This window comes from uncultured Clostridium sp. (genome assembly GCF_934754915.1).
Taxonomy (GTDB): Bacteria; Bacillota; Clostridia; order Clostridiales; family Clostridiaceae; genus Clostridium.
The window spans coordinates 1-6,995 of sequence record NZ_CAKVKB010000154.1 but is presented as its reverse complement, the minus strand read 5'-3'; the positions used below and the strand labels follow the sequence as shown (position 1 = coordinate 6,995).

Sequence of the window (6,995 nt, the reverse complement as noted above, 5' to 3'; positions counted from 1 at the left end):
AGTTAAGTCGGAATGTGAAAATAATTGTGAAAACCCTTATAAACGCTATTATAATAGTTGACCACTTTAGTCCATCTCGCTACTGAATAAGTTTACCACCTTGAATATTCCGTATAAGGTGCCAGGCACCAGAAGGCATAGGAGAAGAAAAAATGAATTTTAAGGTAATTGAACACATTGCTACAATTAAGGAATGGAAAACCGTTTCAATAGAACTTAACATTGTGGATTGGGGAGATGGTAATAAAAAATATGATATCAGAAAGTGGAGCGGCAAGGAACCACTAAAAGGAATATCTATGGACAAGGAAGACTTACATGCATTATATAATATTCTAGGAAAAGATTTAGGCTTTTCAGAAGAAGAGACAGATGTACCTTTTGGGGTGGATGGAGTAGTGGCATTTAACGGTGAGAATGAGATTCCATTTAAAGATTTGAATGAGAATAATAAACAGGAAGATAAAATAAGTAAGGTATTGGATTATAGGAATGTTATTGTCTATGATAATTTTTTTGAATGTGAAATGGCAAAACATTATTTTGAAGAATTGAATGCTTATGTTGATGTATATAAATCTGATGGAGTGAAACGTATTTCAGTTCCAGTAAAGTATTGCAGGAATTGTAATGCGTATTATATATCATTTGCAGAATACCAAAAAGTTACTCAAAACGGTAGAATACTGTGCAGGGTGGTTTCAAAGAAGGAATATAATCAGTTTATTAAAAACAGACTATTTGTGGATTTAGATTTTCAATCTATTTTATCAATAGTAGGATATACTGTAAGTGCAGGGGCAGGATTGACAGATAAATGTCGCCAGGAAATCTTAAAGAGAGCTATAGAATCAGGTGTTTTCTCGAAAAATAAAGCAATAAATCACATAAGTTTTCTTATCAAATTAAATGAAGGAAAAGTTACTATGCAGCAGGCGGTAGAAAAATGGAAAAAGGATAGGGAGTATCTGTGCGGTGATAAGGTTAATATTAAAATTAAAGAATTTATTATATAATGGGTGTTATATAAGGTGCCAGGCACCATTAAATTTGTATAAACAAGATACATAAAGCTTTATATACATTTTAACCCATCTAAAGTTTACAAATCATCAACAACAATTAAATATATTGAATAATGTTTAATAACATAGTAACATGCAAACAAGAGGGGAAATGATTATGAAGAGGAATTGGTTGTTTAAACTTTTGCGTAACAAAGATGTTATTCAGTTTATTGCAGCATTGATAATGCTGGTGATTGCATTTGTGATACATAGATGGTTGACATTTGATATATCTCTAGTGGTTTCGATTATTGTTTTGTATATATGTACAGCGGTTTCTCGGCTTATTTACAATAAAGCGTCAAGCTATTATGAATCATTTTAATGCGACGAAGGTGTATGAATTGTTAGATGAGATTGCCAAAAGATCTGACTGGCTGCTTAAGGCTCATGTTGATGCATTAAAATATAATAGCAGAACTGTACGTCTTGATGATTTGGTAAACATATAAGGTGCCAGGCACTATTAAAAACTTATAAACTAAATAATAAAGTTGAAAACCACTGGTGATTGAATTAAATAATCACCAGTGGTTTATTAGATTAATAATGAGATAATATGAATCCATTAAGTTGATAAATGGTTTGTTATTTGTTACAATTTAGTTAGTCGGATTGTGAAAATAATTGTTTGGATTAATTCAAGAATACATAGAGTAAGGAGCAATATGCTATGGATAAAGTTGGATTAATTCAGATTTTAAAAAGATGCTCAATGTGGGCTGAAATATTTGGTTAGTAGATAGGTTGATGAGGCCTCTCTTAAAGTGTTGTTAAGTTTTATATTGATATTGGATAGATTACAAAATAATTCTAAAGAAGAGGGGAGAGTACAAGACATGGAATTAGATGTAAAGAAGAATCCTTTTTTATATTCAGCTGGGACGCAATTAGCGTACAAAATAGCAAAAAGATATTATAATAATACACATTTTGTATGGTGTTCAACGAAATTTAATATGTAGCAGCAGCGGATTATGAAGCATTTTTTCCAGTATTATATATTATAGACAGTGAAAAATACAACACAAATGCAGTAAAGTTGAATTTAAGGATTGTGCAAGCGATAATTCAATTGAATATTTGATTAAAGACTTGAAAGATAATGAATTTGAGATAATTTTGTTCAAAGATGTTTTAAAGAGCGTTGTAAATATCGTTGATAAGAAAGCTGGTGAGTAAATATGGTAGGGTCAAATTTAAATGTAGCTACAGATAAACAAGAAGAGAGTCAAATGGATGAAAAAAATCTGCAGTCAGAATACTTGCAAATTGTATGAGAATAGTTGCAACAATGAGATTGGAAGAATTGTTAGATGCATTAGAATTTACAGAGGCGGTATTAAGTGGAAAAACTGGTGATACAGATAAAAAGTATCTACAAAGATGCGAAAGTATGAGACAGAGTTATGTAAATTAAGTAATTGTTCATCTGATAAACATTTTGTCTCCATAGCACAGCAATATCTTACAACTATTATTGTAGAGAAAAATAAGAAAACGGCTGATATAGAAGAAGGAAAAAGACTGTATCGTGAGTTGATGGATGAGGAATAAGATAATATGTAGATGTTTTATGGAGGTTTGATTATGCAGGAAAATTACAGTTGTGGTGTTGAAGACTGGGATAAGATAAGAAAGAACATATCAACAGATATAAAAAATTATACAGGAGATTTATTATATAAATATAGATCTTTAGATTTAAATAGGAATTGGATTAATTCAACAGAATATAAGACAACTGATAATTTGGAACGTGTTATAGAGATACTTAAGTCAAACAAAATATACGTTCCTAAATTGAAGAGTGTTAATGACCCATTTGAAGGAAGATACATAGAATATGATGTACCTGGCTAGGCGGGAAAAACAATGCATAAAGCAGCTAAAAAGGAAGTACTTGTTAACCCTGTACCTATTAAGGAGAGACATGTTTTGAGTTTGAGTTCAAGCCCATTAGTAGAACAGCTATGGGCGTATTATTGTAATAATTATGAAGGAGTTTGTATTGTAATAAAAAATGCAGATATATTTAGAAATGCTAGGTGTGTTAATTATTACAAAAAACGTAGAAACGTAGGTATAATTTCTGATAGAAAATTTGATGAGTTTATAAATGAATTAAATAATATAAATATTTATTATAAGAAACATGAATGGAATCATGAAAAAGAAATTCGAATAGAATATGAAATTGATGATTTGAATGATAATTTCATTAATTGCAATATATTAGCATTAATAATAGGTCATAATACACAGCAGATAGTTAAAGACAGATTGATGGAAGTGTGTCATGATAATAATATAGAGACTTATTATACTTATTTGGATGAAAATGATTTGAATATAATGATTGTTCCATCAGACTTTAAATACGTATGTGATGGTAGTTCTATAGAAAGTCAGTTGGAAAATTATTATCAGAAAAATAATAGTAAGTTGAATTATAAAGGGGAACTTATAAAATAGGGTAAGTTTTTTATTAAGAAAAAAATGATGTATAGTAGTTGTAAAATTGGTATAATAAAAATTAAGAAAATATTGAGAGAAAATGTTACAGAATAAATATTTGTAAAAGATGAAAAGGAGTATTTTATGGAATATGTAAGGGTGTATGAATTAGCTAAACAATATGGTTTAACTAATGAGCAGATGATTAATTTTTTAATAAACAATGGTATTGATGTTGCAACTCATATGTCGGCAGTTAGAATGTCATCGGTAAGTCAATTAATGAAGTTGTTGGAAGGGAAAACGAATTTTCGTGAGCATACTAATAAAACATCACTAAAACGTATAAAAATAGAAGGGCTTTTTGGAAAATATGATTATGATATTGAATTTAAAAAAGATATTAGTATATGGGTTGCCGAAAACGGTCAAGGAAAAACAACAATTTTAAATATTTTAGTTGCACTTTTGAATGGTGACGTTAAAATGCTTGCAAATATTAATTTTCAAAAAATAGTAGTTTATATAGGGCAAAAATCATTTGTATTAGATAAAGGAATCAAGAAAAATAAAAGCTTAGATAAAAGAAAATATGAACAATTATTATTTGAAATACAAGATGTAATGCCATATATGAGTTTTAGACACATGTTAAATAAATACAGACATGATGAGCAGATTGATTATAATGAGTTAACAGGGTATATAAAAAAATATATAGTTGAAATGGATGGAACTTATAGAAATGAAAAATTGTTTTATTTGTTGAATGAAATCCAAGAATTAGAATTGGAAAATTTTGCAGAAAAAGTTTATGAGATAAAAAATGAAGTGATAGAAGAACCGTTATTTTATCCCACTTATAGGCGAATAGAAGTTTCAATTGATAAAGTTTTTTTGAATAACAAAATACCAAATGATATGACAAAATATATTAAGTTTGGAATGAGGGATGTAAAAAAACGAGTAAATGCATTACTAAAAAAGATGTCATCAGATGCTAATACATCATATATTCAAATGAATGGAGAGGTTATTAGTGACTTGTTAAAGGGAGCAAGTATGGAAGAATTGACCAGGAATATTGCACCGATAGATAAGCATAAAGTAGAAGTTATTATTAAACGAATAGGGGAAGAGCGTATTGAAAATATAGATAAATTAAAAAGTTTTGTAGCCAATAAAGAAGATCATCCAAACGAAGAATTTTTGAAATTTTATTTGAATAAGTTAGTCAAAATATATGATAGCCAAAGAGCAATAGATGAAAAACTAAGCAAATTTGCAAAGGTATGTACCAAATATTTAGCCGGTAAAAAAGTGGTATATGATGAAGTGAATTTATCAGTATGTGTTTTTGATGCAAATGATGATGAAATTGATTTTGATGACTTGTCTTCAGGGGAAAAGCAAATAGTATCAATATTTTCAAAGGTATATTTGGATGTAATGACGTCTTGCATTTTTATAATAGATGAACCGGAATTATCATTATCAATTGAATGGCAAAAAGAGTTTTTAATTGATATATATAATTCTGGGAAAGTGGGATTACTTATTGGAACAACTCATTCTCCGTTTATATTTAAAAATGAATTTAGAAATTATACGGTTGAAATGGATTTATATAAGAGGGAGAAGTAAATGAATCTTAAACAAATGGAAGAAGAAAGTGAGTGTATCGAAACAATTTTTCAATCATATGTCACTTTAAAAAGTGCATGTACAGTTTTTCTTTTTTTTGAAGGAAAAGATGATTTTAAGTATTACTGGGTGAGGTTAGCTCCTTTTATAGAAGACCAAAGTTATGAGACATATATATGTAGAAGTAAAGCAAATGTTTTGGAATTATATAATATGATTCATTGTCAAACTAAAGCAAGAAATAATGAAAAAATATGTTATTTTGTTGATAATGATTATGATAAAAGTAAGTTGAAAAATCCAGATATTTATGTTACACCCACATATTCGATTGAGAATTTCTATATTTCTGATAGTGCTATAAAAAATATGTTGAAAGGTGAATGGGGCTTATCAGGAGAAATGTTAAAAGATGATAAAGATGATTTTGAGTGTGCATTTAATTATTTAAGGCAAAAAAGAGATGAGGTTATTAATTCGATTATATATGCAAATGCGTGGTATTCATTGCAGTGCAATAAATCAAAAGGAAATTTAAGACAGCCTAAATTATCTGCTATAAAAGAATATAAGGTAATAAAAAATGTGAAAGATAAAACTGTATTAGAAGGTATGGTGCCAAATTCAATAGAAGTATCAGATGAAGAAATTGAAGAAGAGGTTGGCTATTTAAAACAAAATCCAGAAATGAAAATACGTGGTAAATATTTTGAACAAACTATGCCTAGTTATTTTATGAAAGTTTTTCAAGATTCCAATAAAAAGAATAATAGAGAAATGTTTATAAAAAGAAGACGTGTTAATATAAATGTAGGAGAAGATAATATGATTTCTATTTTATCACAATATGCGGATAGCCCTATGGATTTGAGAGCATATATTACAAGAAAATTTAATGTTGTAGGTGAGAGTAATACATAGCAGATTTAATTATCAAAGATTAGTTACTCTATGATAAGAACAACTTTAATAATATAATGTATTATACTGAGGGATATAAAGTATATAAGGTGTCAGGAACTATTAAAATTTTATAAATAAGATAATAAAGTTGAAAACCACTAGTGATTAGAATTAAATAATCACTGGTGGTATTTTTTGCATTGTGCGCCAGGCGGCGCACGTTTCTAACCGGTGCAAGTCCGGAATCCGCCTGGTAGTAGGAAGGATATAGCGTAAACGCTCCAACCCATGTACCTACAAATACCCTGAAAAATTTGATATAACCATAATAATCCAGTTGCACAAGTTGTACGATTTTAACGAATTGTACAATTCGTACAATTATCACAAATTTTTCAGGAGGTTATAATTATTGAATGCTAAGGAGTTGGAAACACGATATAAGGTGCCAGGCACCATTAAATTTTTATAAATGAATAATCCAGTTTCCGTGTCCCTACTGTCCGGAAATAGGGTAAACGCTCCAACCCAAGTACCTTGACTTTTTATCACACCTTTTTTGCAGACTGCTATTGAGAATATCATAATTCTATGTCATACTATAATTAACTGATTAGTTAGTTATCAAGAAGTGAGTGGTGTATATGCGGGCGACAGAGGAACAGCACAATGCACGCAAAGCTGCTTGAACCTAAAAACGGCATACCATATACGACTATCACGCCGCTGATCTTTATATTCGTCCGGGCGTGTGTCCACTACGCAATGTTTGAGAACGAATATTATCTGAAAGCCCAGATGGAGGTCTTAAAGCAGGGCGTCGCCCTGTTTGCAGATAAATACAGTTCGCAATACTTGAAAGGAGGTAACGAGAAATGAAGAAACGAATACTCAGTATCCTACTTATCCTATGTATGGTGCTAT

The 6,995-nt window shown here is 29.7% G+C and carries 8 protein-coding genes; all 8 read left to right on the top strand.

Annotated features, from left to right (window positions below):
- The first annotated feature begins 152 nt into the window (after window positions 1–152).
- The 8 genes from Q0F58_RS16065 (at window position 153) to Q0F58_RS16030 (ending at window position 6,089) form a co-directional block, all read left to right on the top strand.
- The gene (locus tag Q0F58_RS16065) at window positions 153–1,016 is read left to right on the top strand and encodes a hypothetical protein (protein ID WP_294378802.1); all 864 of its coding nucleotides are present in this window, start codon (window positions 153–155) and stop codon (window positions 1,014–1,016) included.
- A 166-nt stretch (window positions 1,017–1,182) separates the two neighbouring features.
- Window positions 1,183–1,392, top strand: a complete 210-nt coding sequence (locus Q0F58_RS16060; protein ID WP_294378800.1) for a hypothetical protein — start codon at window positions 1,183–1,185, stop codon at window positions 1,390–1,392.
- A gap of 951 nt (window positions 1,393–2,343) precedes the next feature.
- Window positions 2,344–2,487, top strand: a complete 144-nt coding sequence (locus Q0F58_RS16055) for a hypothetical protein (RefSeq protein ID WP_294378797.1) — start codon at window positions 2,344–2,346, stop codon at window positions 2,485–2,487.
- The gene (locus Q0F58_RS16050) at window positions 2,454–2,624 is read left to right on the top strand and encodes a hypothetical protein (RefSeq protein ID WP_294378794.1); all 171 of its coding nucleotides are present in this window, start codon (window positions 2,454–2,456) and stop codon (window positions 2,622–2,624) included. The genes Q0F58_RS16055 and Q0F58_RS16050 overlap by 34 nt, the downstream gene beginning before the upstream one ends.
- Before the next feature lie 33 nt (window positions 2,625–2,657).
- The gene (locus Q0F58_RS16045; RefSeq protein ID WP_294378792.1) at window positions 2,658–2,930 is read left to right on the top strand and encodes a hypothetical protein; all 273 of its coding nucleotides are present in this window, start codon (window positions 2,658–2,660) and stop codon (window positions 2,928–2,930) included.
- 12 nt (window positions 2,931–2,942) lie between these two features.
- Complete coding sequence (locus tag Q0F58_RS16040) at window positions 2,943–3,542, top strand: DUF2971 domain-containing protein (protein WP_294378790.1); 600 nt, start codon at window positions 2,943–2,945, stop codon at window positions 3,540–3,542.
- A 126-nt stretch (window positions 3,543–3,668) separates the two neighbouring features.
- Window positions 3,669–5,168: a translation initiation factor IF-2 N-terminal domain-containing protein gene (locus tag Q0F58_RS16035; protein ID WP_294378788.1), complete on the top strand. Its 1,500-nt coding sequence runs from the start codon at window positions 3,669–3,671 to the stop codon at window positions 5,166–5,168.
- A complete protein-coding gene (locus Q0F58_RS16030) occupies window positions 5,169–6,089 on the top strand; it encodes a DUF4435 domain-containing protein (RefSeq protein WP_294378787.1) in 921 nt (306 codons plus the stop codon). It begins immediately after the preceding gene.
- Window positions 6,090–6,995 lie beyond the last annotated feature (906 nt).

Coding starts and splice junctions, on each gene's coding strand:
- Q0F58_RS16060 (WP_294378800.1), top strand. CDS start 1,183: ATGAAGAGGAATTGGTTGTTTAAACTTTTGCGTAACAAAGATGTTATT.
- Q0F58_RS16055 (WP_294378797.1), top strand. CDS start 2,344: ATGAGAATAGTTGCAACAATGAGATTGGAAGAATTGTTAGATGCATTA.
- Q0F58_RS16040 (WP_294378790.1), top strand. CDS start 2,943: ATGCATAAAGCAGCTAAAAAGGAAGTACTTGTTAACCCTGTACCTATT.
- Q0F58_RS16035 (WP_294378788.1), top strand. CDS start 3,669: ATGGAATATGTAAGGGTGTATGAATTAGCTAAACAATATGGTTTAACT.
- Q0F58_RS16030 (WP_294378787.1), top strand. CDS start 5,169: ATGAATCTTAAACAAATGGAAGAAGAAAGTGAGTGTATCGAAACAATT.
- Q0F58_RS16045 (WP_294378792.1), top strand. CDS start 2,658: ATGCAGGAAAATTACAGTTGTGGTGTTGAAGACTGGGATAAGATAAGA.
- Q0F58_RS16065 (WP_294378802.1), top strand. CDS start 153: ATGAATTTTAAGGTAATTGAACACATTGCTACAATTAAGGAATGGAAA.
- Q0F58_RS16050 (WP_294378794.1), top strand. CDS start 2,454: ATGCGAAAGTATGAGACAGAGTTATGTAAATTAAGTAATTGTTCATCT.